Origin of the sequence: Nostoc sp. PCC 7524 (assembly GCF_000316645.1) — a bacterium.
GTDB lineage: Bacteria > Cyanobacteriota > Cyanobacteriia > Cyanobacteriales > Nostocaceae > Trichormus.
Map to the genome: position 1 here is coordinate 1,271,737 of NC_019684.1, position 26,793 is coordinate 1,298,529.

The 26,793-nt window shown below is 41.3% G+C and carries 29 protein-coding genes; 19 read left to right on the forward strand and 10 right to left on the reverse strand.

Going from position 1 to position 26,793, the window contains the following annotated elements; all coding sequences use genetic code 11:
* Nucleotides 1–75 precede the first annotated feature (75 nt).
* Together trxB and NOS7524_RS05325 are read left to right on the forward strand one after the other, a co-directional pair.
* Nucleotides 76–1,068 carry a thioredoxin-disulfide reductase gene (gene trxB, locus NOS7524_RS05320; protein WP_015137451.1) on the forward strand — a complete coding sequence of 331 codons (993 nt, stop codon included), beginning with the start codon at nt 76–78 and terminating at the stop codon, nt 1,066–1,068.
* 154 nt (nt 1,069–1,222) lie between these two features.
* The gene (locus NOS7524_RS05325) at nt 1,223–2,431 is read left to right on the forward strand and encodes a 4-hydroxy-3-methylbut-2-enyl diphosphate reductase (RefSeq protein ID WP_015137452.1); all 1,209 of its coding nucleotides are present in this window, start codon (nt 1,223–1,225) and stop codon (nt 2,429–2,431) included.
* A gap of 192 nt (nt 2,432–2,623) precedes the next feature.
* Here the strand turns inward: NOS7524_RS05325 and hpf are convergent, their stop codons facing one another.
* Together hpf and NOS7524_RS29855 are read right to left on the reverse strand one after the other, a co-directional pair.
* Nucleotides 2,624–3,277: a ribosome hibernation-promoting factor, HPF/YfiA family gene (gene hpf, locus NOS7524_RS05330; protein ID WP_015137453.1), complete on the reverse strand. Its 654-nt coding sequence runs from the start codon at nt 3,275–3,277 to the stop codon at nt 2,624–2,626.
* Between the two features lie 202 nt (nt 3,278–3,479).
* Nucleotides 3,480–3,644: a hypothetical protein gene (locus NOS7524_RS29855; RefSeq protein WP_171815350.1), complete on the reverse strand. Its 165-nt coding sequence runs from the start codon at nt 3,642–3,644 to the stop codon at nt 3,480–3,482.
* Between the two features lie 250 nt (nt 3,645–3,894).
* Between NOS7524_RS29855 and lipB the strand changes: the two genes are divergently transcribed.
* The 4 genes from lipB (at nt 3,895) to NOS7524_RS05345 (ending at nt 7,144) form a co-directional block, all read left to right on the forward strand.
* Nucleotides 3,895–4,569 (forward strand): lipoyl(octanoyl) transferase LipB, encoded by a 675-nt coding sequence (gene lipB / locus NOS7524_RS05335; RefSeq protein WP_015137454.1) that lies wholly within the window; start codon nt 3,895–3,897, stop codon nt 4,567–4,569.
* 174 nt (nt 4,570–4,743) lie between these two features.
* Nucleotides 4,744–4,953 carry a hypothetical protein gene (locus NOS7524_RS28205; protein ID WP_144050926.1) on the forward strand — a complete coding sequence of 70 codons (210 nt, stop codon included), beginning with the start codon at nt 4,744–4,746 and terminating at the stop codon, nt 4,951–4,953.
* 292 nt (nt 4,954–5,245) lie between these two features.
* Nucleotides 5,246–6,793: an ABC transporter permease subunit gene (locus NOS7524_RS05340; protein ID WP_015137456.1), complete on the forward strand. Its 1,548-nt coding sequence runs from the start codon at nt 5,246–5,248 to the stop codon at nt 6,791–6,793.
* A 72-nt stretch (nt 6,794–6,865) separates the two neighbouring features.
* On the forward strand, nt 6,866–7,144 hold the full coding sequence (locus NOS7524_RS05345) for a type II toxin-antitoxin system TacA family antitoxin (protein ID WP_015137457.1): 279 nt from the start codon (nt 6,866–6,868) through the stop codon (nt 7,142–7,144).
* 91 nt (nt 7,145–7,235) lie between these two features.
* On the opposite strand, the gene NOS7524_RS05350 is transcribed toward NOS7524_RS05345, so the two are convergent.
* Complete coding sequence (locus tag NOS7524_RS05350; RefSeq protein WP_015137458.1) at nt 7,236–7,805, reverse strand: thermonuclease family protein; 570 nt, start codon at nt 7,803–7,805, stop codon at nt 7,236–7,238.
* Between the two features lie 102 nt (nt 7,806–7,907).
* Here NOS7524_RS05350 and NOS7524_RS05355 point away from each other — a divergent pair, with 102 nt between their 5' ends.
* Nucleotides 7,908–8,270, forward strand: a complete 363-nt coding sequence (locus NOS7524_RS05355) for an ArsR/SmtB family transcription factor (RefSeq protein WP_015137459.1) — start codon at nt 7,908–7,910, stop codon at nt 8,268–8,270.
* 60 nt (nt 8,271–8,330) lie between these two features.
* On the opposite strand, the gene psbA is transcribed toward NOS7524_RS05355, so the two are convergent.
* Nucleotides 8,331–9,413, reverse strand: a complete 1,083-nt coding sequence (psbA, locus tag NOS7524_RS05360; protein WP_015137460.1) for a photosystem II q(b) protein — start codon at nt 9,411–9,413, stop codon at nt 8,331–8,333.
* A 515-nt stretch (nt 9,414–9,928) separates the two neighbouring features.
* On the opposite strand from psbA, the gene NOS7524_RS05365 reads away from it, so the two are divergent.
* Complete coding sequence (locus NOS7524_RS05365) at nt 9,929–11,008, forward strand: NAD(P)H-dependent flavin oxidoreductase (protein WP_015137461.1); 1,080 nt, start codon at nt 9,929–9,931, stop codon at nt 11,006–11,008.
* Here NOS7524_RS05365 and NOS7524_RS05370 read toward each other — a convergent pair.
* Together NOS7524_RS05370 and petC are read right to left on the reverse strand one after the other, a co-directional pair.
* Complete coding sequence (locus tag NOS7524_RS05370; RefSeq protein WP_015137462.1) at nt 10,962–11,969, reverse strand: NAD(P)/FAD-dependent oxidoreductase; 1,008 nt, start codon at nt 11,967–11,969, stop codon at nt 10,962–10,964. The genes NOS7524_RS05365 and NOS7524_RS05370 overlap by 47 nt on opposite strands.
* Nucleotides 11,970–12,038: 69 nt before the next feature.
* The gene (petC, locus tag NOS7524_RS05375) at nt 12,039–12,575 is read right to left on the reverse strand and encodes a cytochrome b6-f complex iron-sulfur subunit (RefSeq protein WP_015137463.1); all 537 of its coding nucleotides are present in this window, start codon (nt 12,573–12,575) and stop codon (nt 12,039–12,041) included.
* A 307-nt stretch (nt 12,576–12,882) separates the two neighbouring features.
* On the opposite strand from petC, the gene NOS7524_RS05380 reads away from it, so the two are divergent.
* The 3 genes from NOS7524_RS05380 to hetL all read left to right on the forward strand — a co-directional run bounded on the left by NOS7524_RS05380 (nt 12,883) and on the right by hetL (nt 15,636).
* Entirely contained in the window at nt 12,883–14,184 is a 1,302-nt protein-coding gene (locus tag NOS7524_RS05380) for an NAD(P)/FAD-dependent oxidoreductase (protein ID WP_015137464.1), read from the forward strand.
* Nucleotides 14,185–14,231: 47 nt separating this feature from the next.
* Nucleotides 14,232–14,762, forward strand: a complete 531-nt coding sequence (locus NOS7524_RS05385; RefSeq protein WP_235622401.1) for a ferritin-like domain-containing protein — start codon at nt 14,232–14,234, stop codon at nt 14,760–14,762.
* Between the two features lie 160 nt (nt 14,763–14,922).
* Complete coding sequence (hetL, locus tag NOS7524_RS05390) at nt 14,923–15,636, forward strand: heterocyst differentiation pentapeptide repeat protein HetL (RefSeq protein WP_041555181.1); 714 nt, start codon at nt 14,923–14,925, stop codon at nt 15,634–15,636.
* Nucleotides 15,637–15,735: 99 nt separating this feature from the next.
* Here the strand turns inward: hetL and panB are convergent, their stop codons facing one another.
* The gene (panB, locus tag NOS7524_RS05395) at nt 15,736–16,506 is read right to left on the reverse strand and encodes a 3-methyl-2-oxobutanoate hydroxymethyltransferase (RefSeq protein ID WP_015137467.1); all 771 of its coding nucleotides are present in this window, start codon (nt 16,504–16,506) and stop codon (nt 15,736–15,738) included.
* A 121-nt stretch (nt 16,507–16,627) separates the two neighbouring features.
* Complete coding sequence (locus NOS7524_RS05400) at nt 16,628–17,767, reverse strand: ligand-binding sensor domain-containing protein (protein WP_015137468.1); 1,140 nt, start codon at nt 17,765–17,767, stop codon at nt 16,628–16,630.
* Nucleotides 17,768–18,535: 768 nt separating this feature from the next.
* Here NOS7524_RS05400 and NOS7524_RS05405 point away from each other — a divergent pair.
* From NOS7524_RS05405 to NOS7524_RS05420, 4 genes are all read left to right on the forward strand, one after another.
* On the forward strand, nt 18,536–19,966 hold the full coding sequence (locus NOS7524_RS05405; RefSeq protein WP_015137469.1) for a form I ribulose bisphosphate carboxylase large subunit: 1,431 nt from the start codon (nt 18,536–18,538) through the stop codon (nt 19,964–19,966).
* A 202-nt stretch (nt 19,967–20,168) separates the two neighbouring features.
* Entirely contained in the window at nt 20,169–20,576 is a 408-nt protein-coding gene (gene rcbX / locus NOS7524_RS05410; RefSeq protein ID WP_015137470.1) for a RuBisCO chaperone RbcX, read from the forward strand.
* Nucleotides 20,577–20,635: 59 nt separating this feature from the next.
* Nucleotides 20,636–20,965 (forward strand): ribulose bisphosphate carboxylase small subunit, encoded by a 330-nt coding sequence (locus NOS7524_RS05415; RefSeq protein ID WP_015137471.1) that lies wholly within the window; start codon nt 20,636–20,638, stop codon nt 20,963–20,965.
* 134 nt (nt 20,966–21,099) lie between these two features.
* The gene (locus tag NOS7524_RS05420) at nt 21,100–22,470 is read left to right on the forward strand and encodes a hypothetical protein (RefSeq protein ID WP_015137472.1); all 1,371 of its coding nucleotides are present in this window, start codon (nt 21,100–21,102) and stop codon (nt 22,468–22,470) included.
* Here NOS7524_RS05420 and NOS7524_RS05425 read toward each other — a convergent pair.
* A complete protein-coding gene (locus NOS7524_RS05425; protein WP_216087507.1) occupies nt 22,467–23,087 on the reverse strand; it encodes a restriction endonuclease in 621 nt (206 codons plus the stop codon). The genes NOS7524_RS05420 and NOS7524_RS05425 overlap by 4 nt on opposite strands.
* 2 nt (nt 23,088–23,089) lie before the next feature.
* Here NOS7524_RS05425 and NOS7524_RS05430 point away from each other — a divergent pair, with 2 nt between their 5' ends.
* From NOS7524_RS05430 to NOS7524_RS05445, 4 genes are all read left to right on the forward strand, one after another.
* A complete protein-coding gene (locus NOS7524_RS05430) occupies nt 23,090–23,689 on the forward strand; it encodes a GDSL-type esterase/lipase family protein (protein WP_015137474.1) in 600 nt (199 codons plus the stop codon).
* Between the two features lie 310 nt (nt 23,690–23,999).
* Nucleotides 24,000–24,224, forward strand: coding sequence for a type II toxin-antitoxin system Phd/YefM family antitoxin (locus NOS7524_RS05435; RefSeq protein WP_041555572.1), 225 nt, complete (start codon nt 24,000–24,002; stop codon nt 24,222–24,224).
* Between the two features lie 11 nt (nt 24,225–24,235).
* Complete coding sequence (locus NOS7524_RS05440; RefSeq protein ID WP_327084605.1) at nt 24,236–24,610, forward strand: type II toxin-antitoxin system VapC family toxin; 375 nt, start codon at nt 24,236–24,238, stop codon at nt 24,608–24,610.
* 90 nt (nt 24,611–24,700) lie between these two features.
* A complete protein-coding gene (locus NOS7524_RS05445; protein WP_015137478.1) occupies nt 24,701–25,948 on the forward strand; it encodes a ribulose bisphosphate carboxylase small subunit in 1,248 nt (415 codons plus the stop codon).
* A 73-nt stretch (nt 25,949–26,021) separates the two neighbouring features.
* Here the strand turns inward: NOS7524_RS05445 and NOS7524_RS05450 are convergent, their stop codons facing one another.
* Nucleotides 26,022–26,750, reverse strand: a complete 729-nt coding sequence (locus NOS7524_RS05450) for a glycoside hydrolase family protein (RefSeq protein ID WP_015137479.1) — start codon at nt 26,748–26,750, stop codon at nt 26,022–26,024.
* Nucleotides 26,751–26,793: the final 43 nt, after the last annotated feature.

Consider the following 26,793-nt stretch of genomic DNA (forward strand, 5'->3'; position numbering starts at 1 on the left):
TTGAGTTGTGATCCTGAAACAGGAGAAACATTAATTTTACCTACTCTCAAATTTCTTGAGAGACAATATTCAACAATGAATGTTTTAAATTCCGAGCATCGTCAAGTGATTATTATCGGTGCTGGTTCAGCTGGATTAACTGCTGCTATTTATACCGCACGAGCTAACCTGAAGCCATTAGTGATTAGAGGATCAGAACCTGGAGGTCAACTGGCAACTACTACAGAGGTAGAAAACTATCCGGGCTTTGTCAATGGGATTCTAGGGCCAGAATTAATGCAGCATTTTGAAGCACAAGCAGCTCGCTTTGGTACAGAATTTCGTTATGGCATGATTACATCCGTAGATTTTTCCCGGCGACCATTTCGCCTCATCTTGGATGATGATCAAGTCTTGCTGGCTGATGCTGTGATTATCGCTACTGGTGCTAGTCCCAAATACCTGGGATTAGAAAACGAAAAAAGGCTTCTGGGTCATGGGGTGTCATCCTGTGCTACCTGCGATGCTGCTTTTTTCCAAGAACAGGAAGTTGCCATTGTGGGTGGTGGGGATACGGCGATAGAAGATGCCATCTTCTTGACGCGGTTTTGTTCTAAAGTTTACGTAATTCACCGACGAAAACAACTGCGAGCTTCTAAAATTTTACAGGAGCGTGCTTTTGCTAAAGAAAAGATCAACTTTATCTGGAATACATCAGTCGAAGATGTTTTGGGAGAAGACGAAGTAGAAGGACTGCTGCTCAAAAATCGAGAAACTGAAGAAACATATATCCTATCGGTAGCAGGTTTATTTATTGCCATAGGTTATCAGCCGAATACAAGAATTTTTCAGGGATACCTAGATATAGATAATAAAGGCTATATCAGTACCCTCCCTGGTTCAACATATACAAATATTGCTGGTGTGTTTGCCAGTGGTGATGCTCAAGACTATGTGTATCGACAAGCCGCAACTGCTGTAGGAACTGGTTGTATGGCAGCTATTGATGCTGAACGTTGGCTAGAGTCACAAAATCAGGTTGCAGTTACCTTCAGCGATAAATGGGGAAAGTTAGGAACTTCCAACTAAAAAAATATCCTATTGCTTTGGTGAGCAGGGGGAGCAGGGGAGGAAGAATCAAGTGAATCATGAGAAAAAATTTCCCGATGTCTCTATCTGGTTAACTAAATTGCGTCTTGGCGCGAGAAAATCATAAGGAGGAGACATTAACAAAATAAACCAAATGGATACAAAAGCTTTTAAACGTTCACTGCAACATTCAGAAAATTACAACCGTAAAGGGTTTGGCCATCAGGCTGAAGTGGCTACCCAATTGCAATCTGAGTATCAAAGTAACTTAATCCAAGAAATTCGCGATCGCAACTACACTCTGCAAAGAGGTGATGTCACTATCCGCTTGGCTCAAGCTTTTGGTTTTTGTTGGGGTGTAGAACGCGCTGTGGCTATGGCTTACGAAACCCGCAAGCACTTCCCCACGGAACGCATCTGGATTACTAACGAAATTATCCATAATCCTTCTGTCAATCACAGAATGCAGGAGATGCAAGTGGGATTCATCCCAGTTGATGGAGGTAAAAAAGATTTTTCTGTGGTTGGCAACAAGGATGTGGTGATATTACCTGCTTTTGGTGCCAGCGTCCAAGAAATGCAGATTCTCAATGATAAGGGCTGTCAAATTGTTGATACTACCTGTCCTTGGGTGTCAAAAGTTTGGAATACTGTCGAAAAGCACAAAAAAGGTGAGTATACCTCAATTATTCACGGTAAATATAAGCATGAAGAAACTATCGCCACCAGTTCTTTCGCTGGTAAATATTTAATTGTTCTTAATTTAAAAGAAGCACAATATGTAGCCGACTACATTTTACATGGTGGCGATCGCGAGGAATTTTTACAAAAGTTTGCCAAAGCTTGTTCAGCAGGATTTGATCCTGATCAGGATTTAGAACGAGTGGGGATTGCTAACCAAACCACTATGCTTAAAGGTGAAACGGAGCAGATTGGTAAACTGTTTGAGCGTACCATGATGCAAAAGTATGGCCCGGCTGAATTAAATCAACATTTCCAAAGCTTCAATACTATTTGTGATGCTACCCAAGAACGGCAAGATGCCATGTTGGAATTAGTCAAAGACAAATTAGATTTGATGATTGTCATTGGTGGGTTTAATTCTTCCAATACTACCCAATTACAACAAATTTCTCAGGAAAGGGGATTGCCGTCATATCACATCGATAGTGTAGAGCGAATTAAATCTAGAACCTCTATTGAACATCGACAATTAACTGGGGATTTAGTCATTTCAGAAAACTGGCTACCAGAAGGAGAAATTGTTGTGGGAGTAACTTCTGGTGCTTCAACACCAGATAAAGTTGTGGAAGATATAATTGAGAAAATTTTTACATTAAAGGCAAAAGTTTCTGTTTCTTAAATGTAAGAATTCATATCATGTTATTTCATCTAGTCCACTTGAGTGGACTTTCGCTATTAGCCTAGAACTTTAGTTCTAGGCGGGATATGGTTTCAGTGTGAAAATTTTCGACTTGTGTGTACACCGTAGCCACTAATAAAAGGTAAAAGATTTTTTCTTTTACCTTTTACCTTTTAGATTTTGGCTTTCGATTTATTTACTGTGGGACTTTTCTGGCATAACCATATTAACGGCTACCTTACCATTTTTACCGTTGGTATGATGGGTATGACCGTTATTATTCCGGGGTTGAATCACGCCATAACCGCCATGATTGCGTTCATAAATGACGTTAATTTCACCAGTTTCGGCATTACGGAACATATAAAAATCATGTCCCACCAGTTGCAGCTGTTCTAAAGCCTCTGCCAAAGTCATTGGTGGCATGGAAAAGTATTTAGTACGCACTACTTCTTCTGGAAGTTCGGGAGTGCGATCGCCGATTAAATCTGCAACCACTGGTTGGGGTACAACGACTTCGTTAGTGGGTTGAGCTTGAGTTTTCTTATCTTGCCTTCTTTCTTTATATTTACGCAGTTGTCGGGAAATTTTATCTGCTACTAAATCAATACTTGCGTATAGGTTTTCGCTGCTCTCCTCGGCGCGGATCACACTACCGTTTGCATAGATAGTGACTTCAGCCGCTTGTTTAGGGTTAATTCGGGGATTGCGAGCTACGCTAAGGTGGACATCCACTTCGTTTGTGATGTTCTGAAAGTGATTAACTGCCTTTTCAATTTTTTGATGCACATATTCTCGAATCGCATCGGTAATTTCAATATTTTTGCCGTGGATGACAAGCTTCATGTAAACTCTCCCGCTCGATAGCTCAATATTTAATGTGATGTTGTCTTTGTATGAAAAGAGATTGCGGTAAGTTATATCACTGCACCAGCACCTAATGGGAACTGTTTTAATGTACTTGTAGTCTGTTTTCTCTAATTACTTGGCATCTTAATAGTATTCTCATGTATATTCTTGATATTTCTCCTGTATTTCTGCGCTGACTCTAACTGATTGCTAGACAATTAGATAGTCGCGCCATTTTCTCAATTAAGGTAGCCTCATTCATCACTGTTTTGACTACCTGACGCATCAAAACAAACTTTACATAACTGGTAGTAGTTACTTCTGGTTTGTTAAAGGAGATTTGTTTGCTGTTGTTAGAATACACAAGTTTTTAAGATGTAGACAATTCATGAGATTCATCAGCCAGTACATTTATTCCTCTTCTCTTGGCGTGATGCTTATTGTAGAGAATTCCTCCCAACACCTTTGTGTTTATATATTCAAACTAGCACTTTGTTTTTCCTACAGATGATTCCCTTGATGTTCCTTTAAAATCCTTTGCATAGCTTGACAATTGTTGACTCTCAGCCCGTAAGTTGAAATATATTTAGTTGTAAACACAGTTGATTTTTGGCATGATCCATAGTAAAGAAGCTCAGGTAAAACGCTGTTTGTTATATAACAAAGGATTGATGCCATACCAAGAAGCCCATGAGTGGCAAAAATCGCTCCTGGCTGAACGTGTTCACAATCCCCACCTAGATGATGTGTTAATCTTGCTAGAACATCCCCCTGTCTATACTTTGGGACAGGGCAGTAATTCCGAATTTCTCAAATTTGATATCGCTCAAAATCAGTTCGCGATATATAGAACTGAACGCGGCGGCGAAGTGACTTACCACTGTCCTGGACAATTAGTCGGGTATCCAATTTTAAATCTGCAACGCTATTGTAAAGATTTGCATTGGTACTTGCGACAATTAGAAGAAGTCATCATTCGCGTATTAGCAGTTTATGGGTTGTCAGGCGATCGCATCCCGTCTTTAACTGGGGTATGGTTAGAAGGACGTAAAGTTGCAGCTATTGGCATTAAAGTTAGCCGTTGGATTACCATGCACGGTTTCGCCTTAAATGTTTGTCCAGATATGACAGGCTTTGGGCGTATTGTTCCCTGCGGTATTGCAGATAAACCTGTAGGCAGTTTAGCCGAATGGATTCCGGGAATTACCTGTGCAGAAGTACGCAGTCATATTGTCCAGGCTTTTACGGAAGTATTTGGTATAGAAATTGTCGAAGAAATTATGAAATAATTGTGCTGTTTTGTGTAAATTTAGCTGTAATGATGTAATAGGTGCGATTTGCTGCTAAGTAAAAATATCTGATAAGTAAAAGCAAATCGCTGCATATTTGAGATTTCAATTGTGCAAGTTAAAATATGATTGTTTGCCAGTCTCAAGACTAACTTTTTGTATCATTTGACTCAAATTTCGCCTGTGACTTATCCTAGCCATCCACAGACTTACGCACCAGTATTTACTTCTCTGCGAGAAAGAGACTGGAAAGTTCTTATCGAACTGTTTGATAGACAAGACAGCGAAGATATTGAAGCTGACATCAACAGTAACTTGCTGTTAATGATACCGGAACCATGTTGGGAAGACGACCCCTTTGATTTCTTACGAGAATATCTTTAGGAGTTGTGAGTGCTGAGTCATGAGTGCTGAGTCTCCGACTTGTGCAGTTACATACTTGGAAAAAATCAAAGAAACACGTCATTAGTCATTAGTTTGTTTCCAATACACCCCCATAACCCTACACCCAATCCCCACTCTCTACTCCCTATTCCCGGTGTTTTGTCAAAGTAGCAGGTTGTAACCTGTACAGATTCAGCATACACTCATTACTCATCACTCATCACTCATCACTCATTACTCATTACTCATTACTCATTACTCATTACTCAGCACTCAGGAGGGTAAAAATCATATGGCTAGATTCAGTTTGAGGCATTGGCTGCGCTGGTTTCTGGTTGTATGTTTGAGTTGTGTTTTACTCTCTGGTTGTAGTGTAAATCTGAGTGCTAGTAAAACTTTGCGGGTGGCGACTGAACCAGCATTTCCGCCTTTTGAGTTTCAAGGACAAGGTGGAGAGTTACAGGGTTTTTCCATTGACTTGATGAATGCGATCGCTTCCTCTGCTAACTTTAAAGTTAACTTCCAAAGTCTGCCATTTGACGGCATCATCCCAGCCTTACAAGCCAAAACCGTAGATGCAGCCATTAGTTCCATTACTATCACCGCCGAACGCGCTAAGACTGTGGCTTTCTCCCGTCCTTATTTTAAAGCCGGATTAGCGATCGCTATTCGTCAAAATAATCCAGAAATTACAGGTTTTGATCGTCTCAACAATAAAAAAATCGCCGTCCAAATTGGTACAACTGGCGCAGAAAAAGCTAAAAGTATCCCTGGTGCAGAAATTCGCAGTTTTGATTCTGCGCCTTTAGCCTTACAAGAATTACTCAATGGCAATGTAGATGCAGTCATTAATGATGCACCAGTAACTTTATATGCCATCAATACAGGTAATCTCAAAGGCATTAAAGTTGTAGAACAATTATTAACAGAAGAATATTACGGCATTGCTACAGCCCAAAATTCACCCAATTTAGCACTTATAAATAACGGACTAGATACAGTATTAAAAAATGGCACTTATGCCCAAATTTATCAAAAATGGTTTAAAGCTACACCGCCACAATTACCAGATAAATCACCGTTTGAAAATCAAGAAAACACAAGTAACGAGGGAATATTTAACTCAATAGGCGTAATTTTTCAGGCTTTACCAACTTTATTACAAGGTGCGTTAGTTACTCTCCAACTCACAGTTATTTCCGTCGTGCTGGGTTTAATTGGAGGTTCCTTAATTGGTATTGTTCGCCTCTCCAAAATTGCTCCTGTACGCTGGCTGGCGAGAGCTTATGTTGATTTCTTTCGGGGAACGCCATTACTCGTACAAATTTTTATGATTTATTTTGGCATCCCAGCCATTCTTCAAGAACTGAACTTGACTTTTACATTTGACAGATTAGCGGCTGGGGTAATTGCCTTAAGTTTAAATTGTGCAGCTTACATTGCTGAAATTGTCCGTGCTGGAATCCAATCAATTGAACCAGGACAAGCAGAAGCAGCCAAATCATTAGGCTTAAATCCTCTATTAACCATGCGCTTGGTAATTTTTCCCCAAGCATTCCGGCGAATGTTACCACCTTTAGGTAATGAATTTATTAGTCTATTGAAAGATACTAGCTTAGTAGCGGTGATTGGGTTTGAAGAATTATTTCGCAAAGGACAATTGATTGTAGCTGCTAATTATCGCCCCTTTGAAATTTACGCAGCAGTTGCCATATTTTACTTATGTTTAACTCTGCTTTCTTCCCAAGCTTTTAGTCGCTTAGAAACTTGGATGAATCCGACTCAATCAGGCAAACTTCGGACAGCAACAGCTTATAAATTAAAGAATAACAAAGATTGATACTCTATTTTTGAAGCAAATGTGTTTATGTTAACTTAGGTGTTGATAATAAAATCCATCTAAATTTAAGTTATGAGTTACTCATTTGAGTCTAGACCCGAAAGGATTGATATATGTACAAGTTCTAGCGACAAAAAACTATTGCAGCAAGCTGCTGTTGAAAGTAATAAAAATGTGAATGAATTTTTGTTAGAACACGGTTTAATTGATGCTCAAGATACTTTAATAAATCGTAAAGTATTTGCACTAGATGATGAGCAATGGCAATCTTTTCAAAATGTCCTTGATTCTCCAACAACAGATAAACCTGCTTTGCGCCGTCTATTAACTGAGCGAAGCGTTTTTGAGTAATTTCCCTTGAATAATTTATATATTGAGAAATTATCAAAGCGATCGCTACCTGTATTCTAATAGCCTGCTTGTTTCTCCTTCGCACTCTCAGCTATTTTCTCTTATTAAAACTGCGATATTCCCACGGGTTAATAAATTTAGCATCACCCCAAATCCCAACTTTCTGCTGCTGCGCTTGAGCTTCTGCTTGCTGCACTAATTCTTTACTAGGACACTTGTTTAAATAGGGACGATAAACCTTAGCTAATCCTTCCTGTAACAAAACTTGTTGGACAAAAGTACCATCTTGTAATCGTACCTCTGCAACTTTGCGTCCATAACGATCGCTATCCGTAATCTTCAAGGTAACGCGATCGCCATTTTGTCTAACCAATTGCTCTAATCTTGTTTGTGCTTTCACACCCCAATTAAATTGATTGCGATCGCCAGCTCTTTTACTAGCCTTTTCTTGACGAGAATGGGGTATTTCTGGCGCATCCATACAAGCAAAGCGCACAGTAAATTTATTACCCTTGGCATCTCTAATTAATAAAGTATCACCGTCACTAACTCGCTCAACCAAGTCTCCTGATACACCAAACAGGCGATTACAACCCATCAAGCCTAAAATGATAAATGCTGCACCTAATACAATTAGTAAATTTTTGTGTAGTTTAGTCATTACTTCTTCTCCCAGTCCTCAGTCCCCTATCCTCGCCCCATGAGATGTTTATAATACTAATTAGTTATTCAACTATTTTATTATTGACTATTGAATCTGCCTATGCCGAAAAATAAGCCATCTCAGGCTGATTCAGATATATTTGCGGCAGTTGCTGACTATTTTAAAATGCTATCGGAGGCGAGTCGGCTGCAAATTTTAGCGTGTCTTAAATCAGGGCCGATGAATGTGATGGAACTAACAGAAGCTACTGGTTTGGGACAAGCAAATCTGTCCAAGCACCTGAAAGTTTTAACCCAAGCCGGGATTGTCATTCGTCAACCCAAAGGTACGAGTGCTTTTTATGAGATTGCCGATCCGATGATTTTTGAGCTTTGTGAATTAGTGTGCGATCGCATTAGCGAACGAATCCTACAACAAGCCGAAAATCTCAAAGCTTTACAGAACACAAAAACGATTTTTTAACCAAAAAAAAGCACCCTAATTCTAGGGTGCTGGAGTACCAAGCAGTATAAAAGTAAGCAACTAGCTAGCAATGGACGGAGCAGCAAGGGCAATTGGTTGAGCTTCACCAGATGCTAAGTCTAGAGGGAAGTTGTGAGCATTGCGCTCGTGCATCACTTCAATTCCTAGATTGGCTCTGTTTAACAAATCTGCCCAGGTATCAATGGTGCGTCCTTGGTGATCCAAAATCGAGTTATTGAAGTTGAATCCATTCAAGTTAAACGACATGGTGCTGATACCCAAAGCCGCAAACCAAATACCAACTACAGGCCAAGCAGCTAGGAAGAAGTGTAAAGAACGTGAGTTATTAAAGCTGGCATATTGGAAGATTAACCGTCCAAAGTAACCGTGCGCCGCTACAATGTTGTAGGTTTCTTCTTCTTGACCAAACTTATAACCAGCATTAGCTGATTCTGCTTCTGATGTTTCCTTCACCAGTGTAGAAGTTACCAAAGAACCGTGCATTGCAGAGAACAAAGCCCCACCAAACACTCCAGCCACACCAATCATGTGAAATGGGTGCATGAGAATATTGTGTTCCGGTGAAAACACAATCATAAAGTTGAATGTGCCGGAAATACCCAACATCATGCCATCAGAAAAACTACCTTGCCCGATGGGATAAATCAACAACACAGCTGTAGCAGCCGCAACGGGAGCAGAAAAAGCCACAGGAATCCAAGGACGCATTCCTAAACGGTAGCTTAATTCCCATTGCCGACCCATATAAGCATAGATAGCAGTCAGGAAGTGCAACACAATCATTTGGTAAGGGCCGCCATTGTATAGCCATTCATCCAAAGAAGCTGCTTCCCAGATGGGGTACAAGTGCAAACCAATCGCCGCCGAAGTGGGAACTACGGTAGCAGTGATGAGGTTATTGCCGTAGAGCAATGAACCAGAAACAGGTTCGCGGATACCGTCTACATCCACAGGAGGGGCAGCAATAAACGCCAGAATAAAGACAATCGCCGCAGTTAAAGCCGTGGGAATCAGGATCACGCCAAACCAGCCAATATACATCCGATTTTCTGTACTGGTGATCCAGTTACAGAATCTATCCCATAAGTTTGTGCTACTGCGCTGTTCTAAAAGTGTTGTCATATTTGGTTATGAGTGCGAATAGAGGGAAATACAACCAATTCATAATTACGTAGCTAGCTTTACCAAGAAAGGCAGAGGGCAGGAGGCAGGAGGCAGAAGGAAATACTGACTCCTGTCCTCTGCCACGACCGGAAGGGAGTAAGGGTTTAAAGCCCCCTCTGAACTTTTGTTCAGTGGCTACAAGTCAGAAGGGGTTTGAATCCCCTTCTGACTTGAACCTTCTGCCTTCTGCCCTCTGCCTCCTGCCTTTTTCAACAGAGGGGTACGGAAAGAGTAGTGTCTACGTAATTAAGAAAGTCAGATGCAGCCTGAGTTGTCAGGGAAAGCATCTGTAGCTTTCGGTGAATTGGTGTAATTTGTCGTATATCAATTATATAACTGTATAGTTGTAGAGTTGTCAAGAGGCAATTTTAAACTTGTGCTTCTGGGTATAGAAGCTCTATAGCCATAAAAAGGCACACTGAGATGGTAAGATTACTTTTCAGTTATTTAGTTAATAAATGAGCAAATCTGTCATGAACCACATCCTCCCTCCCTTGCGGATTGGTCAACATATTGCCCGCTATCCCATCATGCAAGCTGCAATGGCGGTGCGGGTATCTGGCGCGAAATTGGCTGGAGCAGTTGCCAACGCTGGAGGTGTGGGGATGATTGCTTCTTTGGGAATAGGTTTAGATTCTCCCTACTTTAATCCACGTCAACGCAGTAGTTTTTTTACAGCCAATCGACTGGCTTTAATTGATGAATTAGCCAAAGCCCGCCACATCAGCCCCGATGGTGTGATAGGTGTCAATATTCTTGTCGGTACTAAAGATTACTCCGTGTTAGCCCAAACAGCAGCAGCCGAGGGAGCAAATCTGATTGTTACAGGGGGAGCATTGCCCTTAACTTTACCAGAGTACACCGCCGATTATCCTGATGTTGCCCTGGTGCCGACTGTCGCCAATGTAGACTCAGCACAGTATCTGTGTCAGACATGGAAAAGTCGATATAATCGCCTACCCGATGCCTTAATTTTAGAAAATTGCCAGAAAGTAGGGGGACATTTTACCCAATGTGAACAGATAAACATTCCAGGGTTTTCCATTGGGTGGGTAATTTCGCAAGTACGGGAATATTTAACCGAAAAAATGGGTGTGAGGATACCGTTGATTGTGACAGGTGGAGTTAGCGATCGCAACGATATTGATCAAATGTTAGCAATGGGAGCGGATGGCGTACAAATGGGTACTCGTTTCATCACCACAATTGAATGTGATGCCCATCAGAGTTATAAAGAACGTCATTTACAAGCGAACGCCGAAGATATCGTCACAGTACCCAGTCCCGTAGGCAAACCCAGCCGGGCATTACGCAATTCCTTTGCAGAGCAGATTATGACAGATTCATCACAGCAACGGCGATGTATTGCCAACTGTTTAGAAATCTGTCTATTTCGAGACAAAGGTAAAACCTATTGCCTACTTAATGCCCTAGCTCAAGCTGCCCGTGGTGACGTGGAAAATGGTTTAATTTTCTCCGGTGCTAATGTCACTCATACTGAGCGCATCATCTCTGTTGCAGAGCTGATGGCAGATTTGACAGCCAAGGTCTAGCACCGACAGCACGGCGAATTTCCCGCCAAATCTGCGTTGCAGCCAATGCGCCATCACCCGCAGCAATCACCACTTGATTTAAGCCTACCTTCAAGTCTCCAATCGCAAAAATGCGCGGGTGAGAAGTCCGTCCCATCTGGTCTGTTACTAAATATCCCCCTTTTCGCTCCAAATTAAACTTTTCTAGATAGGTATTGTGATAACGCGAACCCATTGAGATTAAACCAGTTGCCAACTCAACCACCGCACCATCCACCAATTCCACACCTGTCATGTGATGGTTTTTACCCAAAAATTGCTTAATTGGTGTTTCCACCAAGCGATAACCATACTGCTGCAATTTAGAACGTAATTCTGCACTCACAGTAAATAATCCATGAGTAAAGATAGTAATGTAGGGCGTAAACCAACTCAAATTAAACACCATTTCCTCAATACTGGCCTCACTTCCTGCAAAAAACCCGCATAGTTTATCAGCCATTTCATAGCCATCGCACACCATACAAACGTGTAAGTTATAGCCAGCGTATTCAAACACATTCTGCATATTTTCCAAAGGTGGCAGATGGTCAATAATCCCACTAGCCGCAATCAGGTACTTAGCGCGCAACACAGAGTAAATACTATTTTGACGACCAACTTTCACCCGCACCGCAAAAGTATTGCCCTCGTCCACCACCTCCTCAACATAAGCATTTAAAAAATCCCCATCCAAAGAGTCATAATGCTTTTTACCTTGTTGCAACAACACACGCCCAGGAGTATCAGGAGGCAAACCCAGATAATTATGTAATTCCTGCATCCAGAAAGAACGCGCCTTACCCTTATCAATAATTAGACTTGAAAGCCGATATCTTTGTAAATAAATACCAGCCGACAACCCCCCAGCACCACCCCCAACAATAATTGCATCATAAACATGATCCAAACGTTCCGAAACATTACCTTTTGATAACTGCATATTCTCACCTATTTCCTCTTAAAAAAACTCTCCGCGCCCCTCTGCGTTAACCTCCGCGCCCCTCCGCGTTTAAACCCACCAAGGCTTTTCCCCAGTCCGGGGGTCTATTTCTTGCCAAGGCGAAATCCAAACATAATCATCCTTAACCTGCACATGAACCAACTTCAGAGGACGATTAGCAGGTCCCCGTTCTACAGAACCTTGGGCATCATAGCGAGAACCATGACAAGGACATTGGAACTGTTCATCAACAGGATTCCAAGGAAAAGTACAACCCAAATGGGTACAGTTATTAACAATACCCATTGGCTCAAGAGTCCCATCTTCCCGAACAGTTAAATAGGTAGGCTCACCAGCCAATCCAGCGATTAAAGCCCGTGTTCCTGGTGCTTCAGCTAAAATTTGACTGGCTGGGATGGGATGACCGATTTGGTCTTTAGCGAGGATGCTACCATCTGCATCAGTGTTTTCGGCTGGAGGTACGAAAAACCTAGTCGCTGGATATAAGGCAGCACTGGCTGTAGCTGCAACAATGGCTCCAGAGAAGAAATTCAGTAACTGCCGTCTAGACATAGAAGGATTGGACAGACTCAAGCTATCATCCATAAACTTTCTCACTCTTTACTAATATTTATTTATTATACTACTATATAGTTATATAAAATTTTTGGGAGATTTATCAAAAAAATACCAACGACTCAGCAAATAAAATCTCTCTTCCCTACTGCTTTTTTGCCGTCAGTATCTTAATTAAAAGTAATACAAGAGTTCTGATGGCTGACGAATGATAATAATAGAAATCAATCTATGATATGGCATCCCAAAATCCTGGATGAAGAATCTCAAAGTAGCCTGTAGCCTTTAGCCCTTATCGTTCCTAGCAAAACAATCAAATATTTGGAGATTTCCTGCAATGGCTCACATTGTTATCGTTGGTGCAGGGTTGGGTGGTTTACCCACCGCTTATGAATTACGGCATATCCTTCCGAGGCAACACCAAGTTACCGTGATTTCAGAGTCACCAAATTTTACATTTATTCCTTCGTTGCCTTGGGTAGCACTGGGCTTAACTTCCCTGGACTCTATTCAGATGAGTCTGGAACACCGATTGAAACAAAGGAATATTAATTGGATACATGGGCGAGTAGATAAATTAAATCCCCATAGCCAAGAGATATTCTGCGGTGAGCAAACCATTGCCTACGATTATTTGATTATTGCCACAGGAGCAGAACTAGCACTGGATGCGTTATCTGGACTAGGCCCCGAAGGATATACACAATCAGTGTGTAATCCTCATCATGCGTTGATGGCAGGCAAAGCTTGGCAAGAATTTCTCCTAGCACCAGGGCCAATAGTAGTTGGGGCGTTACCGAAAACGAGTTGTTTAGGCCCCGCCTACGAATTTGCAATGTTAACAGACTACGTTCTACGGCAGAAGGGATTACGAGAACAAGTATCGATTACCTTTGTCACTCCGGAACCCTACGCTGGACACTTGGGTATTGGTGGTATGGCGAATTCTGCCCAATTAGTGAAAAAAATGATGGCAGAACGTGATGTAGAAATCATCGAGAATGCTGCTGTGACAGCAATTGAGCCAAACCAAATTCATCTGGGAAATGGTAGAGTATTACCCTTTGCCTATTCAATGCTGTTACCGCCCTTCCGAGGGCCGCGTTTTGTACGTCAGGTGCCAGGATTAAGTAATCCTGATGGCTTTATTCCCGTATTACCTACATACAGACATCCTGAATATCCTTCCATTTACGCGGTAGGAGTGGTTGTACAGATAAAACTGCCAGAGGAGACTCCTCTACCATTGGGAGTACCAAAAACAGGACAGATGACGGAAGCAATGGGCATGGCAGTGGCACATAATATTGCCATAGAATTAGGAGTGATTTCTGCCCAGCCAGTAACACCAACACTTGATGCCATTTGCTTTGCTGACTTTGGTAAGACAGGAATTTTATTTCTCGCTAACCCAGTGTTACCGGATTTAATCACAGGTAAACGTCGGCGGGCTGTAGCCTTGAGTGGCACTTGGGTAAGTTGGGCCAAGACTGCGTTTGAGAAGTATTTTTTAGCCAAAATGCGCTTTGGTGCAGCAGTACCTTGGTTTGAAAGAATAGGGTTGAAATTCTTGGGATTGTCGTTAGTTGAACCTATTCCAGTACAGAGTAGTAGAAACATCAGCCAAGAGATTTTTTGAATAAGAATACAGAATGAAATTCTCACTAACTAAAAAATGAGGAAGAGATGATGAATTGTCAAAGAAACCGCCACATAAATCATCAAATATCCAGAGTAAATCACAGGGGTAACAGAGGTTTGTGTGCTGTAGCTTCCACTAGCACCATTAGCCAAACTTCTGCTGATACTCGCACCGAGTTGAATGCTAAAACCCAACAAGCAATGATTGATGCTATCAATGATGAATATTATGCCCGTGCTTTTTACACAGCAGTAATCAACAAATTTGGGGAAGTACGTCCTTTTAGCAATATTGTTCACGGTGAAGATAGACACGTTTCTTTGTGGAATCACCTATTTACTAAATACGGGCTACCGATTCCTCCTGATACTTTTATGGGAAATGTCCCAGCACCTGATACTCTCCAAGCTGCGTGTCAAGCAGGAGTAGAATCAGAAATAGCCAATGTCAAAATGTATGACCAGTTTTTAGAATTTGTTCAGGAAGCAGATTTACGTGCTGCTTTCACCCAACTCCGCCATGTTTCTCAAGATAACCATCTTCCTGCGTTTCAATGTTGTGTTAGTCGATATTAGGGAATGGAGAATGGAGAAAAAACGATTTATAATTGGTCATACAAGAAATTGATTGTCACTGCTTTGTGTAGCTTCTTCTGAGTAAAAATAGTAGTCTTTATTTGGCTACCAAAAAAGCATAAATTCGGCTCTTAAACTTTTAATTCTTTTGAATTTAATGATGGATTTGGATAATATTCTCAAACAGTATACTGCTGGGAAACGAAATTTTCAGCGCGTCAACTTACAAGAAGCAGAATTAACCAATGTCAACCTGACAGGCGCAGATTTTAGCTATGCTGATTTGCGTCAGACACGATTAGGGAAAACCAACCTCAGCCAAGCTTGTCTACAGTCAGCTGATTTGAGTGAATCCATTCTTTGGGGAATAGATTTGAGTGCAGCAGACTTATATCGTGCCATTCTTAGGGAAGCTGATTTAACAGGCGCAAAGTTAGTAAAAACTCGCTTGGAATCAGCGAACTTAATTAAAGCCAGTTTATGCGGTGCTAATTTAAATGGTGCTAATCTCTCTAATTCTCTGCTATTTCAAGCAGACCTGCGTCCCAGTTCCAACCAGCGCACAGATTTGGGATACGCAGTTTTGAGTGGGGCAGATTTGAGTTACGCTGACTTGAGAGCTACTAGCCTACATCATGCCAATTTAGATAGAGCAAAGCTATGTAGGGCAAATTTGGGTAAAACAATACAATGGGGAAATTTGGCGGCGGATTTAACTGGAGCTAGTTTGCAAGGTGCAGACCTGAGTTATGCCAATCTAGATAGTGCTATTCTCCGCAAAGCCAATCTGCGAGGGGCAGACTTAACAGGAGCAATTCTCACAGATGCAGAACTAGAAGGAGCAATCATGCCTGATGGTACGGTTCATGAATAGGCAATAGGCAATAGGCAATAGGCAATAGTCATTAGTTTTTCTCCCCTGCTCCTCTGCTCCCCTGCCCCTCTGCCCCTCTGCTCCCCTGCTCCCTTAAATTTACGGAAACTTTCGCTCTCGCACATCTACAGCGTAATCTTGTACTGCTTTGGTAATTGTTGCTCGTAAATTGGTGTAAACTTTGGCGAATGGTGGCTGTTTTTCTGATAAACCCAGAACATCAGATGTTACTAAAACTTGACCATCACAATGAGAACCTGCACCAATACCAATTGTGGGAATGCTGAGTTTTTGTGTGATGTGCATTGCCAAATCGGCGGGGATATGCTCTAACACAATAGAAAATACACCTGCTTGTTCGAGTGCGATCGCTTCAGTTAAAATTCTCTGGGCTGTTTCCTCAGTTTTTCCCTGTTGTCGTAAACCTAACTGGTGAATTGACTGTGGTGTTAAACCCACATGACCCATCACTGGAATTCCCGCTTGCACCAATCGCGCCACAGTTTCCACCATTGCGGGATAACCACCCTCCAACTTCACGGCTTGAGCGCCAGTTTCCTTTAATATCCGCCCTGCCGAATGTATTGCTTGGGCGATGCTTTCTTGATACGTGAGAAACGGTAGGTCTACCACAACTAAGGCACGTTTAACACCCCGACGTACAGCCTTAGCATGATGCAGCATTTCTTCTAGGGTAATGGGCAGGGTTGTTTGATAACCCAACACTACTGCCATCGAGTCCCCAACTAGGATTAAGTCTACACCAGCCGCGTCGAGAATGTGAGCGATCGCATAATCCCATGCGGTCAACGCCACAATTGCACGTCCCTGTTGTTTCCATTGAATTAATTGTTGGGTAGTGACTGCCATTTTTAAATCGGGAGTAGGGAGTAGGGAGTAGGGAGTAGGGAGTAGGGAGTAGGGAGTAGGGGAGCGGAGGGAAAAAATCCCATACCCAGTCCCCAGTCCCCACTCCCCAGTCCCCAGCCCCTCACTTCACAGCACGACTGAAAGCCAGATGAGGTTTTGCACTGTTCATTTTGGGCATTAACCAAGCCAGACCTTCAGTTGTTCCAACCCATAATTTATTAGCGATGTCGGGTACAAGTGTTAACACTCGACTTGAAGGCAGACCAGCAACTTCATCTAACACAGCGCCTGTGTTTGGATTTAATCGTAACAAACCATTGTGAGTCCCTACCCAAACACTACCATCTTTAGAAAAACTGACGGCTGTAACATTCTTGCCGCGTAAACGAGCCACAGACCGCAACACTACTCCAGTTTTAGGGTTAATCACCAATAAATTATTCGGCATTCCTGCCCAAATTAACCCTTCTGGACTAATAGCTAAAGTCTGTACGGTTGTACCCGGTAAATCATTGATACGCTTCATAATCAAGGCGCTGGCGGTATTAACTCGGACTATGCCATCTAAAGTCCCAACCCACAATTGACCTTCAGCATCTAAAGTCATGGTGTTGGCACTGACACCAGGCAAATTTTTGATTGTGGTCATAATTAAGCCTTGGTCGGGACTAATTAAAGCTAAACCACTATCAGTCCCAGCCCACAAATAACCGCGCTTGTCAACAAGTAATGACAATACCCGTTTAGAAGGTAAAAATAAATTTTGTGCTGAAATTTCATTAGTACGGGGTTCTACTCGTATCAGCCCTTCATAACTTCCCACCCATAAACGTCCTACTTTATCTTGGGCTAAAGCTCCAATAGCCGTATTGGGCAGACTAACACGCGCCAAAATCTTACCTGTTTTGGGGTCAATCCGCGATAATCCTCGCCAAGAACCTACCCAGAGATTACCCGCAAAATCTCCCAGCAAGTTACTAACACGATAATCAGTTTCTACGGAACGCTCTTGCAACCCCCGTTCATTAGGTAAGGGGTCTACTCGTGGCGGCGGTGCAGACGCAGGATAGGAAGGAGCTAATTCCGATGGTTTAATCTCAGGGGTTATTGGCGATGGTGCATTATTGTCAGAGTTTTGGGCTTTAACTGCCATGCTCGGCACCACTATCAACCCCAACAATATAGAAGTCATCAGTAAATTAGTACGTTTGCGAAGTAATACCACGGCGAAATTTCCTTTGGAGACACTATCTAAAGCCATTACCTAAACTGGCTAACGGTTAGTCTCAGTTTTCCCGCAGTTAGTAGTTTTTAAACAGTCAAGAGGCAGAAGACAGGGGAGATATAGTAATGTACGTTTTCCCCAGCCCCCAATCCCCATTACAATTAGAGTTACTTTTTGTAAATAAAATTTAACAAAATGTTTAAAAGTTTATTTAATAACAAATTCAAATAGATAAGTTAAAAACTTTCAAAGTTTAACTTATGCCATTTCTTGATATATTGTGAGACAAGCTACAAATTTATGTGGTGTGCAACTTTTGATCTTGCGCTGATCACTCTACTAAGTATTCCGTCAAGCCAACTCTCTCCTGTTGACTATTTCTTGACAATCAGGAAGTCATCAGGAAAGTATGGGCGGGAACTTGTGAAAACAGACCCACTTACCTAATAACACTAGGAATATGGGATATATTCACACTTTCGTCCTAGCGCGAAGGTAGCTATGGGATACAGCAATTTAGTGGAGTGAGAAAAACAGATAAAAGAGAATTTTTAAAGATGGCATGGGGGATCAAGCCAAAGCGTTCAGTTATGCAACCCTAGATGGGAAAGACACTGGTGAAGAGGTTTAAAACTTAAATCAAGTGCCAGTAGCAGAAAATCGCCACCCTCTACCAAAGAAAACCTCTAAAAAAAATTATTCCTGTTTTTCTCCTTGCTGATGGAGAGATAGCGAGTTTGTGAGAAAAATTTGCACAGAACGTGATTTGATAAGTAAAAAGAGTGACATCTTGGAAGGATAGATATGTCTTACGCTCAAACGAAGACTCAGTCAAAAGCTGGGTATCAAGCCGGGGTTAAAGATTACAGACTAACTTATTACACACCAGATTACACACCTAAAGATACAGATATTCTGGCGGCATTCCGTGTTACACCTCAGCCCGGAGTTCCTCCTGAAGAAGCAGGTGCGGCTGTAGCGGCTGAGTCTTCCACTGGTACTTGGACAACTGTGTGGACCGACTTGTTGACCGATCTAGATCGCTACAAAGGTCGTTGCTACGACATCGAACCAGTTCCCGGCGAAGACAACCAATTTATTGCCTACATTGCCTATCCTCTGGATCTGTTTGAAGAAGGTTCTGTAACCAATATGTTTACCTCCATCGTAGGTAACGTATTCGGTTTTAAAGCATTGCGGGCGTTACGTCTAGAAGACTTACGCATTCCCGTTGCTTACCTGAAGACCTTCCAAGGTCCTCCCCACGGTATTCAAGTTGAGCGTGACAAATTAAACAAATACGGTCGTCCTTTGTTGGGTTGTACCATTAAACCCAAATTAGGTTTGTCTGCTAAAAACTACGGTCGTGCAGTATACGAATGTTTGCGCGGTGGTTTGGACTTCACCAAAGACGACGAAAACATTAACTCCGCACCTTTCCAACGTTGGCGCGATCGCTTCTTGTTCGTAGCTGATGCTATCCACAAATCTCAAGCAGAAACCGGCGAAATCAAAGGTCACTACCTAAACGTCACCGCTCCTACCTGCGAAGAAATGTTGAAGCGGGCTGAGTACGCTAAAGAACTCGGTATGCCCATCATCATGCACGACTACCTAACCGCAGGTTTCACCGCTAACACCACCTTGGCTCGTTGGTGTCGTGACAACGGTTTGTTACTGCACATCCACCGCGCGATGCACGCTGTAATCGACCGTCAAAAGAACCACGGTATCCACTTCCGTGTATTGGCTAAAGCACTACGTATGTCTGGTGGTGATCACATCCACACCGGTACAGTTGTAGGTAAATTGGAAGGCGATCGCGCCATCACAATGGGCTTCGTCGATTTGTTGCGTGAAAACTACGTTGAGCAAGACAAGTCTCGCGGTATCTACTTCACCCAAGACTGGGCTTCCATGCCTGGTGTAATGGCAGTTGCTTCCGGTGGTATCCACGTATGGCATATGCCCGCACTGGTAGAAATCTTCGGTGACGACTCCGTACTGCAATTCGGTGGTGGTACACTCGGACACCCCTGGGGTAACGCTCCTGGTGCAACCGCTAACCGTGTGGCTCTGGAAGCTTGTATCCAAGCTCGTAACGAAGGCCGTAACTTGGCTCGTGAAGGTAACGACGTTATCCGTGAAGCTGCTAAGTGGTCTCCTGAATTGGCTGCTGCTTGCGAACTGTGGAAAGAAATCAAGTTCGAGTTTGAGGCAATGGATACCGTCTGATCATCAAGTAAAAGGTAAAAAGTTAAAAGGTAAGCCACTGCGGTGGTTAGGCAGTGCAATATTGGGGTTTTCCCCATGAGCAACTGCCGAAAGGTTTGCTCTGCATCAGCAAGTGGTAAACCCAAAGGGTAAAAGAAAATTTTCAATCCTTCTTTTTACTTTTTACTTTTGACTTTTTACTTTAACTTGGGCTGGGTCAAGCATGGATCTCAAGCAAATTGCGAAAGACACAGCCAAAACTCTCCAAAGCTACCTGACTTATCAGGCACTAAGGACAGTTTTGGCACAGCTGAGCGAAACGAATCCTCCGTTAGCACATTGGCTGCAAAACTTTTCCGCAGGTAAAATCCAGGACGGAGAAGCTTACCTTGATCAACTTTTTCGGGAAAAGCCGGATTTAGCACTGCGGATTATGACTGTCAGAGAACACATTGCAGAGGAAGTAACAGAGTTCTTACCTGAAATGGTTCTGAGTGGCATTCAAAAAGCCAACATGGAACAACGTCGCCAGCACTTAGAACGCATGACACAGCTGAGTTTATCTCATCCCAGTCCTGAATCAGAACAGCAAAAAATTTCCGATCCTGATTGGGATAACTTATCCAGTTAGGCCAGCCATACGCACCAATTTCCAAGTAGTTAAAAAATAGCAATCCATTAACATCAGCTATGCAAACTTTACCAAAAGAGCGTCGTTACGAAACCCTGTCTTACCTGCCTCCCCTCAGCGACGCGCAAATTGCCAAGCAAGTCCAATACATTCTCAATCAAGGGTACATTCCTGCGATCGAATTCAACGAAACCTCTGAACCCACCGAATTTTATTGGACAATGTGGAAGCTACCTTTGTTTGGTGCTAAATCCACTCAAGAAGTTTTGGGTGAAGTTCAAGCTTGCCGTTCCCAGTACGGTAACTGCTACATCCGTGTTGTAGGTTTCGACAACATCAAACAGTGCCAAGTTCTCAGCTTTATCGTTCACAAACCCAGCAGATACTAAAAGCTGATTTGGTTTAAATAATTTCTCAAAGAGAGGTAGAAAACTCTACCTCTCTTTTTTCTTCGCTCAATAGTTACCTTGACTGCAAACCTACTCTTGGCTACTATCAATAGCAAACATATTTATTATAGTAAATGAATAATCATCAACTATCACTTTTTACTGATATTAATGTCCAGGAAACATCTTCATTTATAGATCATAAATTACAAAACTCTACATCCTATATCCATATTAAATATGATATTCCGGTTGAATTACCTAATGGAACATACATTTCTTTAGAAAGAGATACACCTTTAAAGGTTTATTCCCTAGGATTTCAGCCAGCAAAAACAATTCCTGAGATTCCATCTTGGTTTTTGCAAAAATATACATCTCCAGGCTCAGTGATTCTTGAACCATTTGCAGGTTCAGGAACTAGCCTGATTGAAGGATTGAAGTTCAAAAGAAATATTATTTGGTTAGATAATAACCCTCTGAGTCAACTAATTTGTCGAGTAAAGACAACTCGTTTACCACTAATTGATATTTTGGCAGAATCGCACAAAATAGTTGCTGATGAAAATACTGCCAACACTGTAATTAGTAGCATCAATTTTAGTAATAAAGATTTTTGGTTTCAAGAAGAAGTACAAGCAGGTTTAGAAATTATTAAAAGTAGAATCTATTTATCAAAACTAGCTTACCAACCAGTTTTATTACTAGCTTTTGCATCGACTGTCAGAAAATGTTCCAACATGAATGATGGCATGATATTAGCTGCACGGCGTTCAAGTGTTAAAGAAGTACCTCAAAGAAGTCGTGCAGATGTTTTTAAATATTTTCAACTTTATGTTGACAAAATTATAGAGGCTCTTGCGGAATGGTATCAGTTTACATGGGATGATACTGATGTTAGGGAAGTTGCCTCACAAGATGCACGAAATTTAGAAGGAGATTGGTTATGTGATGCTGTAGTTACATCTCCTCCTTACATTAATGCAATTGATTATATTTGGGCTAGTAAATTTGAGTTGCATTGGTTAGATTTTGTCAAAAGTGATCAGGAAAGGTTGAATTTATATTCAAAAGAAATCGGTACAGAAAGAATTGCTAGTTCCGAGTATAGACAACTTGGCACAACTGGACATCATGCTCTTGATCACTTAATTGCCGAGATATTTCATGGTAACAAATATCAAGCTAGTAAAGGACAAAATCAACTAAGAGCAAGAGTTGTATATAAGTATTTTATAGATATGCAAGAACATTTCTCTGCTTGTTTTAATAAATTAAAACCAGGGGGTTATTATTGCTTTACTATTGGTGATGTTAGTAAAATTTGTGGTGTTGATATTCCAGTAGCTAACTTATTAGTGGATTTTGCTACTAATATTGGATTTCAAGAGGTTTTTCGATTTCATCTATTGTTAAAAAATAGAAAATTGAACATTCCTAGAAATGTTAATTGGGCAGGAACTATTAAGCATGATACAACAGTAGTTCTGCAAAAGATGCACTAAGTGTTGCTGCGAACAGCGTATTTCCCCGCGTTACTTTCTAAGAAAAATTTAATATCAAATCCAGAAATTTGTTGTATGAAATCAAGGCTTGCTGTTCCTGTTAAAATATTCCACCTACCAGATATGCAGGCTTGAATTGCCGCAGGTAAATTATCATTCCTTAATATCAGTAATGTTGGTATATAGCCTCTATTACTTAGTAAATTACCATAATATCTAAATTTTTTTAGTGTTCCTGAATCGCCAGAACCGATACGATATTTAGTATCAATAGCATATTGTCCAACTATTAAATCGCATGGCTCATCATTATCAATTTTTAAAGCAGGTTGAAAATTATCACAGGTATACTGACATATTCTAGTAACAATTAACTGCCAACACATCCCTAGCTCGCGTCCCCAATACTGGCGATTTTCGCGTTTCATATCTGGGGTAAGAGAAAACACATTCATTAAAATATCGTAGTCTTCATTTTCATCGACATAAACCTTATTAATAAATGAGTTTTGGTATTGAGATAATATTGTTGCTAGTGTTGTTTGTAAATCTTTGTCCATTATTCCTGAATATTTTCTCCTGATGAGTTGAGACAATACACTAATTGCCAGAGTCATATATGTACACAAAAACCAGACTTTGTTTTGTTGGAGAATCGTTTGTTAATGGTACAGGTGATCCAGAGTGCCTTGGTTGGACAGGTAGAATATGTGTAAATGCCAATAGAAAAGGTTATGATATCACGTACTATAATTTAGGTGTAAGAAGAGAAACGAGTACAGAACTGAGACATCGCTGGCTGAGAGAAGTTTCTTATCGTCTACCACCAGAGTATGACGGTAGAGTTGTATTTTCTTTCGGTGTAAACGACACGACTATAGAGAATGGTAAAACTCGTGTTGCAATTACAGAATCAATTGAAAATATTCAGATGATTTTGAGTGAGACAAAACAGTTATATCCTGTTTTAATGGTTAGTCCTCCGCCATGTGGAGATAGAGAACAGAATCAAAGAATTGCTAATTTATCTCAAGAGTTTGCAAAAGTTTGTCACGAATTAAATGTCCCTTATCTCAACGTTTTTTCGATATTAGAAAAGTCAACTGTTTGGCTAGAAGAAGCAATAAATAATGATGGCGCTCATCCCAAAGCCGCAGGTTATACAGAATTTGCCCAACTTGTTGATAATTGGGATGCTTGGGTGAATTGGTTTAGATAAGAATTGCCTATACTAGATGCAGCAACACTCCTGTGAGGAATCTGCCAATGACATCATCGGTAGAACACAACATTAATCAAAGCGCCAAAATTCCATCGTTAGAAAGTGGTGACAGATTCACTCGCCACGAATTTGAGCGTTGATATGCAGCAATGCCACACCTCAAGAAAGCCGAGTTATGAATCAATTCAAAATTCAAAATACCCTACGGGTAGGCTTAAGCCATCGTAAGAGAAGCAAGCTACAAAATTCAAAATAAAACAATCAGCCATAATTTCATAAAAATTATTCAGATTTAATGGTGAAAAATATGACCCAAATTACTTTATCTGAAGCATCTCAACACTTACCAGACTTGATCGAAGCTGCACTAGGTGGCGAAGAAATTATCATTATGAAAGATAATCAGCCTGTTGTAAAATTAACTCCTGTAGAGCCAGTTAAACGTCAGCGTCAACCAGGAAGTGCTAAAGGCTTAATTACAATAGCTGATGACTTTGACGCACCTTTAGAAGATTTTCAGGAATATATGTGATGATATTGCTGATGGATACACATACTTTTATTTGGTATGTAACATATGATTCAAAATTAAGTAATCCAGTAACAAAATTAATTAATGATGAGAATAACCAGATTTTTTTGAGTATAGCTAGCATATGGGAAATGGGTATTAAGCAGAGTTTAGGTAAGTTGAGATTTAATCTACCACTGGAGATGTTTATCACACAGCAACTCAACAATAATGACTTTAATGTACTAGATATCAAAATTAGTCATATTAGTGTTATTTCTCAACTACCTCTACACCATCGTGACCCTTTTGACAGAATGTTGATTGCACAAGCTATAGCAGAAAATCTACCTATTCTTAGTGCAGATACAATTTTTGATGCCTATCCCATACAGCGTTTATGGTAGCAACCCTGAATCTCTACCGCAAGATTAGTAAACACCAGATACAAAAAAAACTTAACATTAATTAAATAAGTCCTCGTCAGTGATAATTTTATGAGTTATTACATTGCTCCTCGATTTTTGGATAAACTTGCAGTTCACATCACCAAAAACTTTTTAAATCTTCCTGGTGTACGAGTACCTTTGATTTTAGGGATTCATGGACGCAAAGGTGAAGGGAAAACCTTTCAGTGTGAGTTAGCTTTTGAAAAAATGGGTGTGGAAGTCACACTCATCTCTGGTGGTGAATTGGAAAGTCCGGATGCGGGAGATCCAGCACGGTTAATCCGCTTGCGCTATCGGGAAACAGCAGAACTCATTAAAGTGCGTGGCAAAATGTGCGTACTGATGATTAATGATTTAGATGCAGGTGCGGGGCGCTTTGATGAAGGGACACAATACACTGTGAATACTCAGTTGGTGAATGCCACCCTGATGAATATTGCTGATAATCCCACAGATGTACAGTTGCCGGGAAGCTATGATTCCACACCTTTACGTCGTGTACCAATTATTGTCACAGGTAATGATTTTTCTACCCTCTACGCGCCGTTGATTCGGGATGGACGGATGGAGAAGTTCTACTGGGAACCTAACCGTGATGATAAGGTGGGAATTGTCGGTGGAATTTTTGGGGAAGATGGACTCTCACAGCGTGAAGTTGAACAGTTAGTAGATACCTTCCCCAATCAATCGATTGACTTCTTTAGTGCCTTACGTTCCCGAATTTACGATGAACAAATCCGCAACTTTATCCATCAAGTAGGGTTTGAACACGTATCTTTACGTGTGGTGAATAGTTTAGAAGGGCCACCAGCATTTAAAAAACCAGAGTTTAGTCTCTCTCATTTAATCGAGTCTGGCAACTTTATGGTGGGTGAACAAAAACGGGTAGAAACTTCCCAGTTAGTAGATGAATACAATCGTCTGAATCGAGGTAGAGGCTATCAACCCGCACCAACATCTGAGGTGTCACCAAATCATCAACCATCAACGAATAGCGCGCCAAAACACCAGAGTTCGAGTACACACTTAAGCTTAGAAACACAAGAACAAATCCGGCAAATTTTATCTCAAGGTCATACAATTACCTTTGAACACGTAGATGAGCGTCGCTTCCGTACTGGTTCTTGGCAAAGCTGCGGTACTATTCATGGCGATGCTGAGTCTGATGCTATTTCTGCTTTAGAAGCTTGTTTAGCAGAATACAGTGGTGAGTATGTACGGTTGGTAGGGGTTGATCCGAAAGCCAAACGGCGAGTTTTAGAGACGATTATTCAGCGTCCCAATAGCAAAAATTAGCAAGATGTTTTTTGCAATGTGAAATCATGGGGGTTTAGTTTGTAGTCAGGACTTAAGTCCTGACTACAAACCTTTAAGGGTTGTTATCCATTGGCTGAAGAAATAGTTTAGCTTCCGCCACACGTCGCCTTCTTAACCCTTTCTCAACAGGGCTTCCAGGATTTATATACAAAACTAATGCTGCTTCTATCTGCTCCCACTGCTGATTTCTCAAGACTCTGGTGATAGTCTCGAAATTCTTAGCGCCAAAGAAGTTAGGCCCCAAATTGTAAGCAAAACTCAATAAAGCCCCCTGCTGATAAGGGTTCAAATTTTGCCATCCCGGAATCTTCTCTAGAGGTGGTAGATAACGACTTTCTAACTGTAGAATTAATAACTCATCAGCCTCTTGTTGAGTGATTTTATCTCCCAATTTCCACTCACTACCATCTTTCTTACGAGTAGAACCCCAGCCTATAGTGTAAGGCTTACCCTTCGTGAGTGGATCAGGATAGGCTTCCAACTTACAACCTTCAAATTCCTGAATAAGAGCTACACCCGGAAGTGGTAATTTTCCAGAAACACCACCATAAAACCTTTGTCGTTGAATAGCCTGATTTAAGGCATTTTGAGTATCAATTTCCACAATTCCATTAGAATTTAGACCTTGTTGCTTTTGAAACTGCTTCACAGCTGCTTCAGTTTTGTCACCAAAATCACCATCTATGGGGCCTGGATCTAGTTTTAGCTGAATTAAAAGCTCTTGTAGTTGCGTAACTTCTGAACCTTTTGAGCCTTTCCTCAACGACTCAGTGATCCTCATGATATACGTCTTGATTTGTTGAATAGTTGACTTAGTTATTCAT